Here is a 19,642-nt window from a genome sequence, read left to right on the forward strand (position 1 = left end):
AGGCGGACTTGCAGTTTCAGATAGGTCGGGCCAGATGAATATTGAAATCAGCCACCCAATACATAACCAAATGGTTATGCATTAGTACCTTTGGCTGGGGTGAACTAATCTTTATCCCCATGTTTCACGCTCTGGAGAGCACTTCATGGAATGGCGAAAAGGCCGGCGCAGCGACAACGTGGTCGATGCCCGTGGCGAAGGTGGCGGTGGCGGCGGCATGCGCTTTGGCGGCGGCAAGGGGCTGGGGCTGGGGGCGATATTGCTGATCGTTGGCATCGGCTGGCTCACCGGCCAGGACCCACTGCAGATCCTCGGCCAGCTCGCAGGGCAGATGGACCAGCAGCAACATCAGGCAGCGCCGGCTGGCGCAGGCGGCAAGGCGCCGCCGGCCAATGACGAGCAGGCGCAGTTCGTCGCCTCGATCCTGGGTGACACCGAGGATACCTGGAAGGCCCTGTTTGCCCAGGCAGGCAAGCAATACCGCGATCCCAAGCTGGTGCTGTTCAGCGGCCAGGTGAACTCCGCCTGCGGGTTCGCTTCCGCGGCGGTCGGGCCTTTCTACTGCCCGGCGGACCAACGTGTCTACCTGGACATGTCGTTCTTCCGCGAGATGGAAAACCGCTTCGCCGCAGCGGGTGATTTCGCCCAGGCTTACGTGATCGCCCACGAGATCGGCCACCACGTGCAGACCTTGCTAGGTGTGTCGGCCAAGGTCGATGCCGCACGGCGCGGCGGCCAGCGCATGGAGGGCGACAATGGCCTGCTGGTGCGCCAGGAGCTTCAGGCTGACTGCCTGGCCGGAGTGTGGGCGTATCAGGCGCAGAAACGGCTGAACTGGCTGGAACCTGGCGATGTAGAAGAAGCACTGAATGCGGCCAATGCCATTGGCGATGACCGGCTGCAGCAGCAAGGCCAGGGGCGCGTAGTACCCGACTCGTTCACCCATGGCACCTCGGCGCAGCGGGTGCGCTGGTTCAAGGCCGGGTTTGCCCAGGGTAATGTGAACAGCTGCGATACCTTCAGCGCGCGTAGCCTTTGAGATCTTGGGGCCGCTTTGCGGCCCATCGCCGGCAAGCGCGGCTCCCCGCTTGATCGATGTAGGCGCCGCGCTTGCCGGCGATGGGCTGCACAGCCGCCTGCGATCACCAAAGTTACAAATCAGCTGAAAAAGCGATTCAGCTTTCCCTTCGTCGTGCCGATAACACCTGCACGAATCAGCAGGCCCCAGAACAACAACGCCCTGCGATCGATGATCAAGTGAGCGAATGAATTTTCTGGAGAGCGTGCATGAACAGCTGGTTCGCCAACATCAGCGTCAACCTCAAACTCGGCCTGGGCTTCGGCCTGGTGCTGTTTCTAACCGGCCTGCTGGCCCTGACCGGCTGGACCAGCCTGGGCAGCCTGATCGACCGCAGCAACTGGATGGGCGACATCGGCCAGCTCAACAAGGACCTGACCGACCTGCGCGTGGCGCGCCTGCAATACATGATCGCCAACGGCGATGATGCCGCCGCCGCCAACACACAGGCCAAGCTCGACGCCTTCAGCAAGCAGCAGGAATACCTGGTCAGCACCTTCACCAGCCCGGCCAACGTCGAGCTGCTCAAGGAGCTGGGGCAGACCATCAGCGAATACAAGGTATCGCTGAACAAGATGCGCGCCGGCTACAAGAGTTCGCTGGCCGCCCGCGATGCGATGAACGTGTCGGCGGCCAAGGCCGATGAAGCGATGGAAACGCTCAGCCAGGACGTCATGTCCCGCCCCGAGGCTGACAGCGTGCGCCTGGCCCAGTACCAGCTGATCAGCAAGGCGCGCCAGCAACTGTTGCAGGTGCGCGTCGATGTGCGCGGCTACATTGCCGACAACAGCACCGCCAACGAGCAGGCCGCCCTGCGTCAACTGGAAGGTTCGCTGGCCGACATCGACAGCCTCAAGCGCCAGCTACCGGCCGAGGCACCCCGTGTTCAGCAGTTCGAACAGGCGGTACTGGCCTACCGCGATGCCGTGCGCCAGTTCCGCGATGCGGTCGCCGCCATTAACGTAGCCCGTGCGGAAATGACTGTGGAGGGTGCCGACATCGTCAAGCGCAGCGACGCGCTGTACAAGATCCAGATTGACCGCCGCGACGTCGAAAGCGCCCAGGCACGCAGCCTGCAGACCATCGCCACACTGTTGGCGCTGCTGGCTGGCGTGATCGCCGCGGTTGTCATCACCCGCCAGATCACCCGCCCACTGCGCGAGACCTTGCAAGCTGTCGAACGCATCGCCGCTGGCGACCTGACCCACGACCTGCGCGTCACCCGCCGCGACGAGATTGGTGTACTGCAACAAGGCATCGCGCGCATGGGCACCACCCTGCGCGACCTGATCAGCGGCATCCGTGACGGCGTCACCCAGATCGCCAGTGCCGCCGAAGAGCTGTCGGCGGTAACCGAGCAGACCAGCGCTGGCGCCAACAGCCAGAAAGTCGAGACCGACCAGGTGGCCACCGCCATGCACGAAATGGCCGCCACCGTTCAGGAAGTGGCGCGCAACGCTGAGCAAGCGTCGCACGCAGCCACCGGTGCCGACGACGAGGCCCGTGCCGGTGACCGCGTAGTAGGCGAGGCGATCAGCCAGATCGAGCGCCTGGCCGAAGAAGTGCACCGCTCCACCGAGGCCATGAACCTGCTGCAGCAGGAAAGCCAGAAGATCGGCAGCGTGATGGACGTGATCAAGTCGGTCGCCGAGCAGACCAACCTGCTGGCACTGAACGCCGCGATCGAGGCAGCCCGTGCCGGTGAGGCCGGCCGTGGCTTTGCGGTAGTGGCCGATGAAGTGCGTGGCCTGGCCCAGCGCACACAGAAGTCCACCGAAGAGATCGAAGAGCTGGTAGCCAGCCTGCAGCACGGTACCCAGCAAGTGGCCAATGCCATGCAGGGCAGCCGCACGCTGACCGACAGCAGTGTGGAGCTGGCGCGCAAGGCCGGGACTTCGCTGGAGAACATCACCAGCACGGTGTCGAGCATCCAGTCGATGAACCAGCAGATCGCTGCGGCGGCCGAGCAGCAGAGTGCGGTGGCTGAAGAGATCAGCCGCAGCATTCTGAATGTAAGGGATGTATCGGAGCAGACGGCCGCTGCCAGCGACGAGACAGCGGCGTCCAGCGTCGAACTGGCGCGCCTGGGTGGGCATCTGCAGATGTTGGTCAGCCAGTTCCGCGTCTGACCTCAAGAGCACGGGGCCGCTTTGCGGCCCTATCCGACCGGTCCGGCGCCCCGGCAATCTCGAATGTCATTACTTGACGATCATCCCTACCCCACGCCCACGCGGATCCGAAGCGGTCTCAAGCTGCGCCCCATTGACGCGGATCGCCTGGATATCGCCCATCTCCCAACCCTGGTCCTCCAGCACATAGCCCATCTTCTTCAGCTCATCAGCCACTGGCCCGGTCAGCGGCGCATAGCTGTCGAAGTAGATGGTGTCCTTGGGCAGTAATTGATGATGCACACGCTGCGCCGCCACGGCCTTCTCAAGCGGCATGCCGTAGTCGTACAGGTTGTTCATCACCTGGAAGATCGAGGTAAAGATCCGCGACCCACCCGGGGTGCCGATCACCAGCTCGACCTTACCGTCGCGGGTCATCAGGCTCGGGCTCATCGACGAAAGCATGCGCTTGCCCGGTTCGATGGCGTTGGCGTCGCCACCGACCACCCCAAATGCATTCGCTGCGCCCGGTTTGGCGCTGAAGTCGTCCATCTCGTCGTTGAGCAGGAAGCCTGCACCCTTGACCACCACGCCGCTGCCGTAATCGAGGTTGAGGGTGTAGGTGTTGCTGACCGCGTTGCCCTGCTTGTCGACGATCGAGAAGTGCGTGGTCTGGTGCGGTTCCAGCCCTGGCTTGACCTTGTCAGTCTCTGAAATGGCTTTCGGGTTGACCTGCGCAGCACGCTTGGCCAGGTAGTCCTTGGCTACCAGTTGGTCGACCGGCACCTTGGTGAAGGCCGGGTCACCGAGGTAGTCGGCACGGTCGGCGAACACACGTTTTTCGATCTCCGCCAGCAGGTGGATGTACTGCGCCGAGTTATGCGCCACGCCCTTGAAGTCCGCTGCGCGGTCTTCCTTGATGCCCAGCAGCTGGGCCAGGGCCACACCGCCGGAGCTTGGCGGTGGCGCGGTGTAGACCACGTTACCGCGCCAGCTCAGGGCCATTGGCTCGCGCCACACGGCCTTGTAGTCCTTGAGGTCGTCCTTGGTGATCAGGCCCTTGTCGGCCTGCATCTGCGCCACCAGCAGGTCGGCCGTCTTGCCCTGGTAGAACTCGCTCACGCCTTTGTCGGCGATGCGCTCAAGGGTCTGGGCCATTTCCGGCTGCTTGAACAGCTCACCGACCTTCATGTTGCCGAAGTAGTCGTTGAAGTTGGTCGCCGTCTTGAACATGCCTTGGGCATCGTTGCGATACTGGTACTGCTTTTCGGCGACCTTGAAGCCATTCTTCGCATAACCGATGGCCGGGGTCAGCAGCTCGCTCCAGGGCAGCTTGCCGAATTTCTGGTGGGCTTCCCACAGGCCCATCACCGTGCCGGGCACACCCGCGGCACGCACGCCGACCAGGCTCAGGTTTTCGATCACTTCGCCCTTGTCGTCCAGGTACATGTTGCGCGTGGCAGCCTTGGGCGCCACCTCGCGGTAGTCGAGGAAGTACGGCTTGCCGTCGACGAACAGGGTCATGAAGCCACCGCCACCGATGTTGCCCGCCTCGGGGTAGGTCACCGCCAGGGTGAACGCCGTCGCTACCGCAGCATCCACGGCGTTGCCGCCCTTCTTGAGAATGTCGGCGGCTACCTGTGCACCATATTGATCGGGCGCAGCCACGGCGCCACCTTCCAACGTGGCGGCATAAGTCGAGGAACAGCTCAGGATCGCGGCTGCCAGAGCCAGGTACTGAAACGGGACAATACGCATGACACTTCCTTGGTGTTGTTTTTGTTGAGCAGTCAGTAAGGCCGAAGCGTTTCGACTGTGCAATCAAACAGAGGACGTTTCGCCGCCTGTGGACAGGAACTGTCGCGTTCAGGCAACTCAGCAGGCGTACATCGCCAGCTTGCGCTGGATGAAGTCGAGGAAGCACTGGATGCGCAGGGCCAACTGCGTGTTGCGGTAATACACCGCGTGGATCGGCTGGCGGTAGCCGTTGCTGGCCTCGCTCAGCAGCACCTTGAGGCGGCCGGCGCGGATGTCTTCGTGGGTCATGAAGTGTGACAGCGAGACGATGCCCTCCCCGGCCAGCGCCAATTGGCGCAGGGTCTCGCCGCTGGAGGCGATCAATGCCGGGCGGATGCTCCAACGGTCACCCTGGGCATGACGCAGCGGCCACTGGTTGAGCGACTCAGGTTGGCTGAAGCCCAGCAGGCAGTGGCTGTTCAGGTCTTCGACCTTTTCCGGCGTGCCGTGTTGCTGCAGGTATTCCGGGCTCGCCAGCACTTGTACCGGGCTGCAGCCGAGCGAGCGAGCATGCAGGCTGGAGTCGGCGAGGTCACCAATGCGGATGGCCACATCGGTACTCTGCTCCAGCAGGTCGATGATCAGGTCGTCAGTGTTGAGCTCCAGCTCGATGCCGGGGTACTGGCGACGGAACTCGCCAATCCACGGCAGGATGGCGTGCAGCATGAACGGCGCGGCGGCGTTGATGCGCAGACGCCCGGATGGGGTCTGGCGGTTCATCGACAGGCGCTCTTCCATCTCGTCCATCTGTTCCAGCACCCGGCGCGAACATTCGAGGAAGAAGCGGCCTTCTTCGGTGAGGTCCATGCGCCGGGTGGTGCGGTTGACCAGGGTGGTGCCGAGTTTGGCCTCCAGGCGCGACAGCGTGCGGCTGACCGCCGATGGGGTCTGGCCCATCTGCTCGGCGGCAGCGGAGATCGAACCGCAATCAATGACGGCGACGAATACCTGGAGTTCTTCGGATCGGGTTTTCACGTGAGCGCCTGTGCCTGAACCATGCAGGGATTAGATAGCCTTGCCGAACACGTTGTCCAGATGCGCCTCATAAGCCGCCAACGCCGCCGGTACATCCGGGCGCTTCATTACATCCACCGCCAGGAAGGTCGGCAGGCCGGTCATGCCCAGGAACTGGTTGGCCTTGTGGAACGGGAAGTACACCGCATCCACACCTTTGCCCTCGAAGAAGTCGGTCGGGTCATCGAACGCCTGCTGCGGCGCATTCCAGGTCAGCGACAGCATGTACTGCTTGCCGTGCACCAGGCCACCGCTGCCGTACTTCTGCGAGTGGTCGGAACGGGTACGGCCGTCGTTGGCATAAAGGCTGCCGTGGCCGGCGGTGAAAACTTCGTCGATGTACTTCTTCACGGTCCACGGCGCGCCCATCCACCAGCCCGGCATCTGGTAGATGATCACATCGGCCCAGAGGAATTTTTCCACTTCGGCCTGGACGTCATAGCCACCGTCGATGAAAGTCTGCTGTACGTCGAAACCGGCACGGTCCAGGTGGGCCAGCGCGGCGTCGTGCAGGGTCTGGTTGAGGCGGCCGTCGGAGTGGGCGAACTGTTTGCCGCCGTTGAGCAGTAGGATGTTTTTCATGCTGGGCCTCGGGTCATAAAGGAATGACCGGCACCTTAATGGCTCGCGAGCGCGGGATACAGCAGGCGCGCGGCAAAATACAATTGATCTCAAGTCAAGAATTCGATACGCATTATTGCCGTAGAATCGATTCATCAATCACTTGGGAGCACCGATCCATGAGCGAGCAGCACGCGTTCATCCTCAAGGCCAAGACCCGCCCGGAAATGGCCGAAGCCTTCGAAACCCTGTTCCGCGCCTACGTCGAGCCAAGCCGCCAGGAACCTGGCTGCATCGAATACCACATGCTGCGCGACCAGCAGGACCCGAGCCTGTTCGTGTTCTATGAGGTGTGGGCCGACAAGGCGGCGCTGGACGTGCACTCGGCACTGCCGCATATGGTCGAGTTCTTCGAAAAGCGCATGGACTACCTTGAGCGCGATTTCGACATCCAGCCGATCGTGATGCTCAGCGCCTCGTCCGCTAACCGTTGATCAGCAAATGGCCGCCCAGCGCGGCCAGCCCGATGAAGAAGCAGCGCTTGAACAGCGCTGCACTGATGCGTTGGCGCAGCCACTGCCCGGCAAGCATGCCCAGCAGCGCCGGCGCCAGCATCAGCAGCGAAGCACCCAGCGCTTGCCCACCCAGCGCATCCTGCCCGGCCAGGCCACCGGCCAGGGCGAGGGTCGAGACCGTGAATGACAGGCCCAGCGCCTGAATCATCTCGTCGCGGCTAAGGCCCAGGCTCTGCAGGTAAGGCACCGCAGGCATCACGAATACGCCAGTGGCCGCAGTGACCAGGCCTGTCACTAGCCCGCAAATCGGGCCCAACCACCCTTCCCGCTCCGGTGCCACGCGCAAGGCCGGGCCTGCCAGCCCGTACAGCGCATAGATCACCAGCGCCGCCCCCAGCGCATGCACTGCCCACGGCCCGCTGTTGATACCCAGCCAGGCACTGCCAAGCAACGTGCCGACGAAAATCATCACCAGCATCGGCCCGAGCCTTCGCAACAGCGCCGGCAGATGCCCACCGGCAGCGAGCTGCCAGAGGTTGGTGAGCGTAGAGGGAACGATCAACAGCGCTGCAGCCTGCGCCGGTGACATAGCCAGCCCCAGCAGGCCCATGGCGATGGTCGGCAGGCCGAGGCCGATCACACCTTTGACGGCACCAGCCAGCAGGAAGGTGATGACCACCAGCAGCGTCAATGCCGGGCCGATGTTCTGGTAGAAAGCGATCAAGGTATCCATGGGCACCATGATGGCGCGCGGCGGTTGAACTGAAAATCTGCCCTATACTCAGCCAGACTCTCGCCAGGACAGAGGCAGATGCATTTCGACCTGATCGACCTCCGGCTTTTCCAGCACACCGCCGAGTGCGGCAACATCACCGCCGGCGCCCGCCGCAGCCATCTGTCGCTGCCTGCGGCCAGTGCACGCATCCGCGCCATGGAGGCCTCGCTCGGCACACCCTTGCTTGAGCGCAATCGCCGTGGCGTGCAGCCGACGCCCGCCGGGCAGGCGCTGTTGCAACATGCGCGGCAGATCGGCCAGCAGGTCGAGCGCCTGCAGTTCGACCTGGCCCACTATGCCAGGGGCCAGCATGGGCAGGTGCGGCTGCTGTGCAACACCGCTGCGTTGACCGAGTACTTGCCGGAGCTGCTGGCCAGCTACCTTGCCGACAACCCTGGGGTCGGCATCGACGTGCAAGAGCTGCCGAGCCTGCGTATCGTGCAGTCGATAACCCAGGGCATGGCTGATCTCGGCATCATTTCCACCGCAGCGCCCAGCGCGCATCTGCAGACCTTGCCATTTCGCGATGATCCGCTGGTGCTGGTAACGCCGCTGAGTCACCCCCTCGCTGCGGAGCCCGCACCGAGCTTCGTCGACTGCCTTGCCCATGGCCATGTCGGGCTGGGGGCGAACAGTGCCTTGTCGTTATACCTGGAAGAACAGGCTCTGCGCGAAGGCCAGCGCATGCAGGTACGGGTGCGGGCCGAAGGGTTTGACGGGGTGATACGCATGGTCGCCGGTGGCGCCGGTATCGGCGTGGTGCCGCTGGCATCGGTGCAGCGCTGGCAGGGGGTGTTGCCGATGCACTGGGTGGCACTGCGAGAGGACTGGGCCAACCGGCGGTTGCTGTTGTGCGCGCGGGATTTCGCCGGGTTACCAGGCTATTCGGCAGGGTTGGTCGAGCGATTGATCCAGGCCTGAAGGTTCGTCGTCGCCTGTACTCGGGCATTCGCGGGTGAACCCGCTCCCACAGGGATTGCGCTGACCTTGCATCCGGCATGATTCCCGCACTGGTTGCAATACGAATTCGTTCAGTGTGCGAGCGCCAGTTCTCTTAGAGCGGCCGACGCGAGAAATCCAGAACGAGAAGCATACCGATGGTCACGCTTCACTTTTTCATCGATCCGCTGAAGGAGGTTTTCCGGCAATGTTGCGTTGAACCGCACGGCCTTCCCCAAGTAAGGCGTGACATCGAAATCAACGACAGCCCAGACCCCGCCAGCATAATCGGAATTCGCCACATGGACGTCGACTTCCTGCGCTTGAGGAAGCGATTCGTTATCAGCAACCAATCCCTCAAAATGCAGCGCTAGCGCCTCCTGAACGTTCTCCAGTGCTTGGGCGACAGTCGAGCCCGCAGAGAAGCAACCAGGCACGTCGGGAACGGTCACGCCATAATCCGAATCAGCGTCCTTGTGCAATACGACCGGGAATTTCATTGCGCGTCTCCACTGATGTTCGAGCTATCGAAGCCACTGGACTGCTTCAAGCCAGCTTGCTTCAGGATGCTGTGTACGGTGCCTTTAGGAAGATCGCTCTTGGGATGAGGTACTGTCACCCTCCCCTTCTTCATCGGGTGCCTGAACTGGTGATGGCTGCCCTTGACCTCGACCTCGTACCACCCGTCCGCCTCAATGAGCTGGATCACTTCACGACTGCGCATACGCCCTTCCTTCGGCAGTCGATGTGTATGATACACACCGATTTGACCAAAACGAAGCGCAGTACACATCATGCACACTTCAGGCGACCAGCGGATGGTTCAGGCCACCAAGTAGGTCTCTACTTATAGCCCTGTAGGAAAATTGCATTCCTACCGTATACCCCCTAGGGGTATCACTTTAGATAAGACCGCAGCAACGCCGCCACCTTGTCCGCCTCTTCCTGCCGTTCCTCGGCACTCAGCCCTTGCGCCACCAGGTGCTCGCGGATGTGCCCTTCCATCACCTCGGCCATCAGCCCGTTCACCGCACCACGCACGGCGGCGATCTGCTGGAGGATCGCCAGGCAGTCCTTGTCCTGCTCCAGGGCGGTTTCCAGGGCGGCAGCCTGGCCTTTGATCTTGCGCACGCGGGTGAGCAGCTGCTTCTTGCTCTTGATCGTATGTGCCATTCGCTTTCACACCATGCTAGGTATACTGGGGTATAGTATATTTCTCGACATTCCGGGAGCATGATAAACCATGGCGACGCAAACCTCAGGCCGCTGGCAGCACAGCCACCAGTTCCACACCAGCAACCTCGGCGCCGAGCGCAAGACACGCCTGGCCGTGTGGCTGACGGCGATCATGATGGTGACGGAAATCGCCGGTGGCTGGTTCTTCAACTCCATGGCGCTGCTGGCCGACGGCTGGCACATGAGCTCGCATGCCCTGGCACTGGGTCTGTCGCTGCTGGCCTACGCTGCCGCCCGTCGTTATGCCAAGGACCAACGCTTCGCCTTCGGCACCTGGAAGATCGAGATCCTAGGCGGCTACTCCAGCGCCCTGCTGCTGCTCGGCGTGGCCGGGCTGATGGCCTTCCAGTCGGCCGAACGCCTGCTGACGCCGGGGCCGATCCACTATGACGAGGCAATCTTCATCGCGGTCATCGGTCTGGCCGTAAACCTGATCTGCGCCTGGCTGCTGCGCGACGATCACGATCATCAGCACCATGGCCATGGCCATGGCCATGGCCATCATCACGACCATGGCCATTACCACCACGACCTGAACCTGCGCTCGGCCTACCTGCACGTGATCGCCGATGCCGCAACGTCGGTACTGGCGATCATCGCCCTTCTAGCCGGCAAGTTCTGGGGCGCCAGCTGGCTCGACCCGGTGATGGGCCTGGTCGGTGCGTTGCTGGTGGCGCTCTGGGCTCGCGGCCTGCTGCGCGATACCGGCCGCGTCCTGCTGGATGCCGAGATGGATGCGCCAGTGGTCGAGGAGATTCGCGAGGTGGTCGCCGAGCTGCCGGTGCCTGCCACCCTCACCGACCTGCATGTGTGGCGCGTGGGCAAGGACCAATACGCCTGCATCCTCAGCCTGACCACCCAGGCAGCATTGAGCGCCGACAGTGTTCGCCAGGCACTGGGCGTGCATGAGGAACTGGCCCACATCACCGTCGAGGTCAACGCCCTGGCATAGCGCGGGCAGGCAGCTGGACGTCGAGCCCAGGCAACTGCGACTCGTCCATAGGCCCTATGGTGACCAGTCATTCAGCCAGTCACCAGGAGTTGTGCCATGTCCGATTTCATCACCGTCCTGCGCGAAACCTGCCCGACGCCGGTCGTGGACGCCACCAAGTGGAAGCGCATCGGCGGCGATCCACACACCGTCAACCTCAATGCCTACCTGTCGGCTGACGGCAGCAAGATCATGGGTACCTGGATCTGCACGCCGGGCAAGTTCGAGGTCAACTACGAGAAGTGGGAGTTCTGCCACTTCCTCGATGGCTACTGCATCATCACCCCGGAAGGCGAAGCGCCGAAGCACCTGAAAGCGGGTGATGTTTTCGTGATTGAACCGGGGATGAAAGGTACCTGGGAAGTGGTCGAGACCGTGCGCAAGTACTTCGTCTTTGCCTGATTTTTTGCCAGAGTAATGCAGGCCCTGTGGATAACACGAAACTTCCTACAGGGCCATCACTGAGTTGAACATCGCATAAATAGCAAATCAACCATGAATCCATTGAACCTCAGCAACAGCTTCTGACATATACCCTCAGCTTAAATCCCTCTACTTGTAGTCCCTTTCTGAATTGCTCCACACCGCCCCTTAGCGTATTGCCCTCGCACGCTCCCAGACCTAGCCTGCACTGATCGCCCAAGTCAGCGGGCAATATTCCCTGTTCAAAACAATGTCAAGGAGAGATAAGCATGGCATTCGACGCCTACATTCAGATCGACAGTATTCCAGGAGAAGCGCTGGACGAAAAATACAGTAAATGGATTGAAGTGCTGGGCTACGACTTTGGTGTCAGCCAAAGTACATCTGCCACAGCCAGTTCCGCAGGTGGCGCAACATCGGGCAGGACCTCCGTCACCAACTTCACTTTCACCAAGTACCTCGACAGTGCCAGTTGCAAACTGATGGAAGCCAGTTGCACAGGCCAGCATCTGAAAGAAGTGAAGCTCGCCCTTTGCCGTGCTGGTGGTGACAAGCTCAGGTACTTCGAGATCATCCTTGAAGAAGTGATCATCGCAGAGTATTTGCAGAGCGTGGACACGGGGGTACCAGTAGAAGTGGTGCAGCTCAATTACGGCCGGATCAAGACCACTTACACCCAGCAGCGCCGCCACGACGGCAGTGGCGGCGGTAGTATCGCCGGGGGCTGGGACCGTATCGGCAACAGAAAATACGCGTGAGGGTGCTGCCATGTCTGAAGCTCGCGCGTACCTCAACCTCAAGCTGCAAAATTATCACAGGCTGAAATCCGACCTGGCGCTGAGCGGTCATTCCCTGGAAAAGTTTGATGTGCTGAATTCACACATCGCCAATACCGTGGTCCGTAGCGGTGAACTAATCATCATCGGCGACCCCACCACGGCCTCCTGCACCAGCCAGGAAGCTTGGATGATGAGGCAGGCGACAATTGCGCACATTGGGCTGATGCGCAATGGCCAAGGTGTGGATAACTTTTTCCTCGATAATTTCGAGACTTTGAAAAGCCTGATCGCGCATGCGTCCGTGGGCGCTGGAGTGGTCAGTGAAGGGTGGAGCAAGCACCTGAAAGCGATCGAAGCCACCTTGATGGAAATCGAGAAGTTGCATCAACAGCATCTCGGGTCAGGAACGATGGCGGCTCGCGATCAGTTCTATGCAAAGCGTTCGGCCTTGTTCATGAAGTTGGATCAGCAGTTGAACAAGCTGGCTGCGTACGGTTCAGGTTTAAGGAACCAAGGCTCGATCAAAAGGACGCTGGGCATATCCACGAAGAGCTTTTTACACACTGGCGAAATTGCAGGATATGCAAATAAGGTTGCTGGCGTAGCGAAGGCATCCAGCTTGATAAAGCAAGGCACCTACGTGGGGGTAGCTCTCCAGGTCGCAGGAACAGGACTTGAGATCCACAAGGCTTGTACGCTCGGGCGTGAAGCAGATTGCGAGAAGGCGAAGTATGTTCAAGGTGGCTCATTAATAGGAGGGCTCGCAGGCGGAAGCATTGGCGGGTATGCGGCGGGTACTCTCTTGGCCCCTGGACTATGTGCCGCGATCGGCTTGTCGACGGCAGGCACGGGTGGACTGGTCTGTGCAGTAGTGATCGGTGGTGCTGGGGCCACGATTGGAGGCAAAGTTGGAGAAGGGCAAGGTGAAGTCTACGGTGAGTTTCTGTATAGGGCGTTTTCAAGGTGAGCTTTATGGATGAAGGGATAATCGCGGCAATCATTATCAACCTGATCATCATCTCAATGACAATACAGTGCTTTATCGCCGCTCGGCGCACCGAGTATTTTGAGTCCTTATTCCCTAACAGCCAATACATCATAAAAAACAAAGCGACCTATCAGCAAGCCGGACTAATCGGAAAGCTAATGCGGACCGGGGCAATTTCAACAGTACTCGTACTACCATCAGTTTTCACAAAAAGAAAACTAGTAGAAAAAAAGGATATTGAATCATTCCCTAAAAATACGAAGACCTTACTTGTAACACTCTGGGCGACACATATAACACTTTTTTCATCCCTTATAATCTCCCATTACTTGTAGCCTCACCCTTAACCGAGCAATTCATTGCAGCATGCAAAAGTTTGATATGGCTTTGGCATGAAAAAACATCGCGAGGCGGGTGCCCTCCCCTCTGGTGCGCAGTTACAGAGGGAAGGCCGCCCGGCCCGCGATAAAGTCCTCGCCCGTCAATCCTTCTTGCGGTACCCCTCGACGATCGCCGAGAAGTCCTTGCCGCCTTCACCGCGCAGGCTCATCGCCTGATACAGCTGCTGGGCCACGGCACCCAAAATCACCGGCTGGTGCGCCTGACGCGCGGCCTCGGTGGCCAGCCCCAGGTCCTTGAGCATCAGTTCGGCGCCAAACCCACCGGTGTAGCCACGTGAGGCGGGGGCAGTTTCGATGATGCCCGGCCACGGGTTGTAGGTGTCGGAACTCCAGCAGCGCCCGGTCGAGCTGTTGATGATCCCCGCCAGCACCTTGGTATCGATGCCCAGCGCATTGCCCAGGGCCATGGCCTCGGACACGCCGACCATCGAGATGCCCAGCAGCAGGTTGTTGCAGATCTTGGCGATCTGCCCGGTACCCACTTCACCGCAGTGCACGATGTTTCGGCCCATCTGCTTGAGCACCGGCTCGAGGGTGGCGAAGAGTTCGTTGCTGGCACCGACCATGAAGGTCAGCGTGCCCGCCGCCGCGCCGCCGGTACCACCGGACACTGGCGCATCACCCATGTCCACACCCTTGGCCGCAGCGGCCTTGGACACATCACGCGCAGTTTGCGGGTCGATGGTGCTGCAATCCAGGGTTGGCGTGCCCGCGCGAATGCCCGCCAGCACACCATCGTCTTCGTTGAGGTACACGGCGCGCACATGGGCCGCCGCTGGCAGCATGGTGATCACCAGCTCGCTGCTGGCCGCCGCGTCCCGGGGCGAGGCGCTAACCTGCCCGCCCAGCTCGGCAAGCTCGGCCAGCACGGTCTTGTTCAGATCGAACAGGTTCAGCTGGTGGCCGGCCTTGATCAGGTTGCGGGCCATGGGTGCGCCCATGTTGCCCAGACCGATGAATGCGATACGCATGGCTTACTCCTTAGCGCAGGCTGATGGTGGTGTTCACACCGTCATTGACGCTGTCGTCATCGAACCAGCGGGCGGTGACGGTCTTGGTCTGAGTGTAGAACTGCACCACTTGCTTGCCGTACGGGCCGAGGTCGCCGAGCTTGGAGCCGCGGGAGCCTGTGAAGCTAAAGAACGGCACCGGTACCGGGATCGGGATGTTGATGCCGACCTGGCCAATGTCGATCTCGCTCTGGAACTTGCGCGCCGCCGCGCCGCTTTGGGTGAACAGGCCGGTGCCATTGCCGAAGGGGTTGGCGTTGACCAGAGCGATGGCTTCGTCGAGGGTGTCGACTTCCAGGGTCACCAGCACCGGGCCGAAGATTTCCTGGGTGTACACCTGCATGTCTGTCTTCACCCCGGAGAACAGGGTCGGGCCGACGAAGTTGCCTTGCTCGTAACCCGGCACCTTCACGCCACGGCCATCGAGTTCGAGTTTGGCGCCTTCCTGGATACCGCTTTCGATCAGGCCCAGCACACGCTCCTTGGCACGCTTGGAAACCACCGGGCCGACATCGGTGCCCGGTTCGCAACCGGCGTTGACCTTAAGCTTGCTTGCTGCGTCCTTGATGTCCGGCAGCCAATCACGCGCGTTGCCCACCAGCACTGCCACCGAAGTGGCCATGCAGCGCTGGCCGGCTGCGCCAAAGGCGGCACCGACCAGGGCGTTGACGGTTTGCGTGCGGTTGGCGTCAGGCAGCACCACTGCGTGGTTCTTCGCGCCCATCATCGACTGCACACGCTTGCCGTGCTGGCTGGCCAGGTTGTACACGTGGGTACCGACTTCAGTGGAGCCAACGAAGGAAATCGCCTTGATGTCCTGATGGGTGCAGATCGCATCCACCACTTGCTTGCCACCGTGTACCACGTTGAGCACGCCCGCCGGCACACCGGCTTCCAGCGCCAGCTCCACCAGCAGCATGGTCGACAGCGGGTCTTGCTCGGAAGGTTTGAGGACGAAGGTGTTGCCGCAAACGATGGCCATCGGGAACATCCACAGCGGGATCATCGCCGGGAAGTTGAACGGAGTAATGCCAGCGCACACGCCGATCGGCTGGCGCAGGGTGTAGGTATCAACGCCACCGGCGACGTTCTCGGCAAATTCGCCCATCTGCAGGGTGCCGATGGAGGCCGCGTGCTCGACCACCTCCAGGCCGCGGAAGATGTCGCCTTCAGCGTCGGCAAGGGTCTTGCCCTGCTCGGCGCTGAGCACCTGGGCGATGCGCTTGGTGTGTTCGCGGATCAGCGCCTGCAGCTTGAGCATGATGCGCATGCGTGCACCGATCGGGGTGTCACGCCAGGTCTTGAAGGCGCGCTGGCCTGCAGCCACGGCGGCGTCCACTTCTTCGACGGTGGCGAACGGTACCCGCGCCAGCACCTCTTGGGTGGCGGGGTTGACGATATCGCGCCATTCGCTGGTTTTCGACTCGACCCACTGGCCGTCGATCAGCAGCTTGACCTGCTCGACCTTGGTCTTGTCAGGGGATTGTGGTGCGTTCATCTGCGTTCTCCTTGGAATTATTGTCAGGACGAGATCGCCAGCGCCGGGCAAACACAAGGTGGCGCCTTGGGGCTTTTTTCGAGTATAGATGTGCAAACATCCAACAAGAACGCACAAAAAAACCGGATCAACATGCAAAAAGACCTGACCTCCCTCAGTTCGCTGAACTGGGACGACCTGAAGTTCTTCCTTGAAGTAGCGCGCACGCGCAAAGCCAGCAGCGCGGCCAAACGCCTGGCCGTCGACTACACCACGGTGTCGCGACGCATCAGTTCGCTGGAGGGGGCGTTGGGTACGCTGCTGTTCGAGAAGTCACGCACCAACGGCTTCGTCCTGACTGCCGAAGGGCAGCGCCTGCTGGGCTATGCGGAGTCGATCGAGAGCACCTTGCACATGGCCTGCGAGCAGGTCTCAGGCTCCGGCGTGGCGCTGTCGGGGCATGTGCGCATGGGTTGCACCGAGGGCTTCGGCAGTTTCTTCGTCACCCCGCAACTGAGCCATTTCGTCGATGCCTACCCGGCGATTTCGGTGGATATCTTGCCGCTGCCGCACTTCATCAGCCTGTCCAAGCGCGAGGCGGACATCGTCATCGCCCTGGAGCGGCCCGAGCATGGGCCTTATGTGTGCTGCAAGCTGTGCGACTACCGGCTGCGGCTGTATGCGACCCAGGGCTACCTCGACAGCCATGCGCCGATTCGCCAGGTGAGCGACCTGGTGGGGCATCCGTTCATCAGCTATGTGGATGACCTGGCGTTCAGTTCGGAACTGCTGTACCTGGCCAACCTGATCCCCCATGCCAATGCACATTTGCGCAGCACCAGTGTCATCGCCCAGTACACGGCGGCGTTGCAGGGGCGTGGCTTGGCGATATTGCCCTGCTTTTTGGCAGCGCAGGACCCGCGCCTGGTGACGGTGCTGCCGGAGGAGATCGAGGTGACGCGGCAATTCTGGATGTACTGCCGGGAGGATCTGCGCAAGTTGAAGCGCATTACCTTGCTGTGGGATTACATTCGCGGGGTGACTGAGGCGAATGCACCCTTGCTGATGGGTGAGACGCGCGAGCTGCGCTTTGCTCAGGAATGATGGGTTTGCTTCGCCGCCCCTTCGCGGGTCAACCCCGCGAAGGGGCGGCGGGGCTCAGTAAGACGCGACTACAATCGACACCCGCCGGTTCTCGGTCCGCCCTGCGCTGGTGCGGTTGTCCGCCACTGGCTGCGAGCTGCCCAGCCCACGGGTCCGGATGTTCTGCGCCGGCATGCCAACGTCGATCAACGCCTTGGCCACACTCTGCGCGCGCCGCTCGGACAGCTGCTGGTTGTACGCCGCCTTGCCCGAGGCATCGGCATGGCCATCAACCCGCACACCTTGAATGCCCACCCCCATCAGCGCCTTGCCTATCCGCTCGACAATCGCCTGGCTCGCGCCGTTGAGGCTGTCCAGGTCGCTGCCGAACAGCACCTTGCCCGACAGGTCGAATGCCCAGCCCTCGTCAGTGGGGGCAAAGCCTTCACGCTTGAGCACGGCAATCTGTTCGGCGGTGAGACCTTTGGGTGGTGTGCTCTGGCACCCTGCCAGTGCAAACAAGGAAAGCAACATGACAAAAAAAGAAAAACGCAAACGCTGTATCACGGTTCAACTCCTGTGCCTGAAATCGGCGGCGGACCGTTCCGTCTGCGCCGCTTGCCACTGGCCACGGCGCTTGCGCTTGGCCTGGTACATAGCCGCATCTGCGGCATTGAGGAGGCTGGCAGGGTCACTGCCATCGTCCGGGTAATAAGCGATGCCGACACTCAACGACGTGGTGAGGCTTTCGCCGCCTTCGAGCAACATCGGCAGTTGCATGCTGGTGATGATCTTCTCGGCGATGCGCTCGGCATCCTCGCGCGAATGCAGCGGAGTCAGCAGTACGGCGAACTCGTCACCGCCCAGGCGGGCCACCAGGTCGTGCTCGCGCAGTTGTGCACGCACACGGTCGGCAACATTGATCAGCACTTGATCACCCACGGCATGGCCGCGGCTGTCGTTGATCTGCTTGAAGTGGTCACTGTCGAGGAACAGCAAGGCCAGATGGTCTTGCTGCCGTGCGGCGTTGCGCAGGCTGCGGCTGAGGCGACCCTCGAAGAATGCGCGGTTAGGCAGGCCGGTAAGGCTGTCGTGGCTGGCCTGGTGCGCCAGGGTGGCGTTCTCGTTCTGCAAATGGCTGTGCCATACCTCCAGCTCGTCGAGCAACGCGTTGAAGTCGTTGCCCAACTCGTTGAGCTCGGCAATGGGTGCTTCGGGTACACGGCGGTCGAAACTGCGTTCACGCCGGGCTGCGTGGGCGACACTGGCCAGGCCACGCAAGGGCCGCACGATATCGCCAAGCAGGCGCCGCGACAGGTACAAGGCGACGAAGGCACTGAGGATGGTGCAGAACAGGATGCCGCCAAGGCCGCTGAGCAGGAACAGCAGCAGGCTGCGGCCCTGGCCGATCAGCTCGATATGCCCGACCTTCTGTTGCTGGTGCATGATCGGCAGGTTGATCGGCTCATCCAGCAGGGCCGTCGCCACTTGCACCTCCAGGTGCCCGAGCAGGCTCTCATCGCTGCGTTGCCAATGCGCCAGCTGCTCACCGTCGTTGTTGAACACCTTGGCGTCGGCCACTTCTTCGGTTTTGGCGATCAGTTCCAGCGCCTCATTGGCCGCGGCACTGTCGTCGAACACCACGGCGGCTTCGACGGTGTAGTTGATCGAACGGGCAATCAGGTGAAGGTTGTGGTTGGCGTACACACGCAGGGCCAGCACGCCGAGCAGGGTCAGCGAGATGCCGGCCAGGCTCACCGCCAGCAGGGCCACGCTGAGGTGACCACGGCCAAGCACCGAGCGCAGGGTCGGGCGCACGCCTTGCTTGTTGCCGGCCTTCATGGCAGTGCTCCGCGACGCCGTGACAGCTGCAGCACACTGGGGTGGATACGCACACCAGAACGCGCCACGGAGTCGAGGTTGACCTCGAAGGCGACCTGTTGATCGCTGACGCGCAGGCAGAACAGGCTACCGACCGTGCACGGGTCGTCGGCTTCGCTGATGCTCAGTACCGGGCGGCCACTGATGGTCTGGAACAGGCGGTCGCGCTGGCCATCGTCGAGCTTGCCGATGTACACGGCGTCACAGGCCTGGGCCACCTGCCGGTCGTCGGCCAGCAAGCGCCTTACCTGCAAAGGTTGCCCGGAGTTCTGCACGCTGCCTTTGATCAGGTCGTCGGCGTATTCGGTGGGGCCGACCAGGCACAGGCGCAAGGGCACTGGCTCGGTAGGCCAGCGCGCATAGCTGAGGATACCCAGGACCACCTGGGTAACCGCCCTGGCACGCTGCTGGGCCTGTGCGGCGGTGGCCGAACCGTCCGCCTGGGCAGGGCCGGCCAGTAGCGACAGGGCAACCAGCAGCAGCGAAAGCGCACAGCCTGTCAACCGCTCCCTGGCGCCTGTCATGTGAGAATTCTCTCAAAATCCTGTCGAAGTCGGCGCAAAGATAGCACAACGCTGGCTATCTG

General features: G+C 61.6%; 21 protein-coding genes. 9 read left to right on the forward strand and 12 right to left on the reverse strand.

The genetic code is table 11. From position 1 onward, the window contains the following. Nucleotides 1–145: 145 nt before the first annotated feature. Nucleotides 146–1,039: a KPN_02809 family neutral zinc metallopeptidase gene (gene ypfJ, locus H040_RS21055; RefSeq protein WP_027918395.1), complete on the forward strand. Its 894-nt coding sequence runs from the start codon at nucleotides 146–148 to the stop codon at nucleotides 1,037–1,039. 248 nt (nucleotides 1,040–1,287) lie between these two features. Then, nucleotides 1,288–3,207 (forward strand): HAMP domain-containing methyl-accepting chemotaxis protein, encoded by a 1,920-nt coding sequence (locus H040_RS21060; protein ID WP_027918394.1) that lies wholly within the window; start codon nucleotides 1,288–1,290, stop codon nucleotides 3,205–3,207. A 69-nt stretch (nucleotides 3,208–3,276) separates the two neighbouring features. Here H040_RS21060 and ggt read toward each other — a convergent pair whose 3' ends face one another. The 3 genes from ggt to H040_RS21075 all read right to left on the reverse strand — a co-directional run bounded on the left by ggt (nucleotide 3,277) and on the right by H040_RS21075 (nucleotide 6,579). Beyond that, entirely contained in the window at nucleotides 3,277–4,944 is a 1,668-nt protein-coding gene (ggt, locus tag H040_RS21065) for a gamma-glutamyltransferase (RefSeq protein ID WP_027918393.1), read from the reverse strand. Nucleotides 4,945–5,061: 117 nt separating this feature from the next. Beyond that, a complete protein-coding gene (locus tag H040_RS21070) occupies nucleotides 5,062–5,958 on the reverse strand; it encodes a LysR family transcriptional regulator (RefSeq protein WP_027918392.1) in 897 nt (298 codons plus the stop codon). Nucleotides 5,959–5,988: 30 nt separating this feature from the next. Then, a complete protein-coding gene (locus H040_RS21075; protein ID WP_027918391.1) occupies nucleotides 5,989–6,579 on the reverse strand; it encodes an NAD(P)H-dependent oxidoreductase in 591 nt (196 codons plus the stop codon). A gap of 158 nt (nucleotides 6,580–6,737) precedes the next feature. Here H040_RS21075 and H040_RS21080 point away from each other — a divergent pair, with 158 nt between their 5' ends. Further along, the gene (locus H040_RS21080; RefSeq protein ID WP_027918390.1) at nucleotides 6,738–7,052 is read left to right on the forward strand and encodes a putative quinol monooxygenase; all 315 of its coding nucleotides are present in this window, start codon (nucleotides 6,738–6,740) and stop codon (nucleotides 7,050–7,052) included. On the opposite strand, the gene H040_RS21085 is transcribed toward H040_RS21080, so the two are convergent. After that, the gene (locus tag H040_RS21085) at nucleotides 7,042–7,806 is read right to left on the reverse strand and encodes a sulfite exporter TauE/SafE family protein (RefSeq protein ID WP_027918389.1); all 765 of its coding nucleotides are present in this window, start codon (nucleotides 7,804–7,806) and stop codon (nucleotides 7,042–7,044) included. The two genes, H040_RS21080 and H040_RS21085, sit on opposite strands and share 11 nt — an antisense overlap. Nucleotides 7,807–7,884: 78 nt before the next feature. On the opposite strand from H040_RS21085, the gene H040_RS21090 reads away from it, so the two are divergent. Then, a complete protein-coding gene (locus tag H040_RS21090) occupies nucleotides 7,885–8,769 on the forward strand; it encodes a LysR substrate-binding domain-containing protein (protein WP_027918388.1) in 885 nt (294 codons plus the stop codon). A 110-nt stretch (nucleotides 8,770–8,879) separates the two neighbouring features. On the opposite strand, the gene H040_RS21095 is transcribed toward H040_RS21090, so the two are convergent. The 3 genes from H040_RS21095 to H040_RS21105 form a co-directional block, all read right to left on the reverse strand. Beyond that, nucleotides 8,880–9,287 (reverse strand): type II toxin-antitoxin system HicB family antitoxin, encoded by a 408-nt coding sequence (locus H040_RS21095; RefSeq protein WP_027918387.1) that lies wholly within the window; start codon nucleotides 9,285–9,287, stop codon nucleotides 8,880–8,882. Next, a complete protein-coding gene (locus tag H040_RS21100) occupies nucleotides 9,284–9,511 on the reverse strand; it encodes a type II toxin-antitoxin system HicA family toxin (protein ID WP_033696119.1) in 228 nt (75 codons plus the stop codon). The genes H040_RS21095 and H040_RS21100 overlap by 4 nt, the downstream gene beginning before the upstream one ends. Before the next feature lie 173 nt (nucleotides 9,512–9,684). Further along, nucleotides 9,685–9,960 carry a metal/formaldehyde-sensitive transcriptional repressor gene (locus H040_RS21105; RefSeq protein ID WP_027918386.1) on the reverse strand — a complete coding sequence of 92 codons (276 nt, stop codon included), beginning with the start codon at nucleotides 9,958–9,960 and terminating at the stop codon, nucleotides 9,685–9,687. Nucleotides 9,961–10,030: 70 nt separating this feature from the next. Here H040_RS21105 and dmeF point away from each other — a divergent pair, with 70 nt between their 5' ends. The 4 genes from dmeF (at nucleotide 10,031) to H040_RS21125 (ending at nucleotide 13,183) form a co-directional block, all read left to right on the forward strand. Then, entirely contained in the window at nucleotides 10,031–10,975 is a 945-nt protein-coding gene (dmeF, locus tag H040_RS21110; RefSeq protein ID WP_027918385.1) for a CDF family Co(II)/Ni(II) efflux transporter DmeF, read from the forward strand. Between the two features lie 96 nt (nucleotides 10,976–11,071). Further along, on the forward strand, nucleotides 11,072–11,416 hold the full coding sequence (locus tag H040_RS21115) for a cupin domain-containing protein (protein WP_027918384.1): 345 nt from the start codon (nucleotides 11,072–11,074) through the stop codon (nucleotides 11,414–11,416). Between the two features lie 284 nt (nucleotides 11,417–11,700). Beyond that, a complete protein-coding gene (locus H040_RS21120; protein ID WP_256208054.1) occupies nucleotides 11,701–12,195 on the forward strand; it encodes an Hcp family type VI secretion system effector in 495 nt (164 codons plus the stop codon). Nucleotides 12,196–12,205: 10 nt separating this feature from the next. After that, nucleotides 12,206–13,183, forward strand: coding sequence for a hypothetical protein (locus tag H040_RS21125; protein WP_027918382.1), 978 nt, complete (start codon nucleotides 12,206–12,208; stop codon nucleotides 13,181–13,183). 502 nt (nucleotides 13,184–13,685) lie between these two features. On the opposite strand, the gene mmsB is transcribed toward H040_RS21125, so the two are convergent. Together mmsB and H040_RS21140 are read right to left on the reverse strand one after the other, a co-directional pair. Beyond that, on the reverse strand, nucleotides 13,686–14,576 hold the full coding sequence (gene mmsB, locus H040_RS21135; RefSeq protein WP_027918380.1) for a 3-hydroxyisobutyrate dehydrogenase: 891 nt from the start codon (nucleotides 14,574–14,576) through the stop codon (nucleotides 13,686–13,688). A gap of 10 nt (nucleotides 14,577–14,586) precedes the next feature. Then, complete coding sequence (locus H040_RS21140; RefSeq protein WP_027918379.1) at nucleotides 14,587–16,113, reverse strand: CoA-acylating methylmalonate-semialdehyde dehydrogenase; 1,527 nt, start codon at nucleotides 16,111–16,113, stop codon at nucleotides 14,587–14,589. A gap of 132 nt (nucleotides 16,114–16,245) precedes the next feature. On the opposite strand from H040_RS21140, the gene H040_RS21145 reads away from it, so the two are divergent. Continuing rightward, the gene (locus H040_RS21145; protein ID WP_027918378.1) at nucleotides 16,246–17,196 is read left to right on the forward strand and encodes a LysR family transcriptional regulator; all 951 of its coding nucleotides are present in this window, start codon (nucleotides 16,246–16,248) and stop codon (nucleotides 17,194–17,196) included. A 54-nt stretch (nucleotides 17,197–17,250) separates the two neighbouring features. On the opposite strand, the gene H040_RS21150 is transcribed toward H040_RS21145, so the two are convergent. The 3 genes from H040_RS21150 to H040_RS21160 are packed head-to-tail and all read right to left on the reverse strand — an operon-like array spanning nucleotide 17,251 to nucleotide 19,580. After that, nucleotides 17,251–17,742, reverse strand: coding sequence for an OmpA family protein (locus H040_RS21150; protein ID WP_027918377.1), 492 nt, complete (start codon nucleotides 17,740–17,742; stop codon nucleotides 17,251–17,253). A gap of 3 nt (nucleotides 17,743–17,745) precedes the next feature. Then, nucleotides 17,746–19,017, reverse strand: coding sequence for a diguanylate cyclase domain-containing protein (locus H040_RS21155; protein ID WP_027918376.1), 1,272 nt, complete (start codon nucleotides 19,015–19,017; stop codon nucleotides 17,746–17,748). Beyond that, the gene (locus H040_RS21160; RefSeq protein ID WP_027918375.1) at nucleotides 19,014–19,580 is read right to left on the reverse strand and encodes a YfiR family protein; all 567 of its coding nucleotides are present in this window, start codon (nucleotides 19,578–19,580) and stop codon (nucleotides 19,014–19,016) included. The genes H040_RS21155 and H040_RS21160 overlap by 4 nt, the downstream gene beginning before the upstream one ends. Nucleotides 19,581–19,642 lie beyond the last annotated feature (62 nt).

The organism is Pseudomonas sp. URMO17WK12:I7 (genome assembly GCF_003269045.1).
Lineage (GTDB): Bacteria > Pseudomonadota > Gammaproteobacteria > Pseudomonadales > Pseudomonadaceae > Aquipseudomonas > Aquipseudomonas putida_J.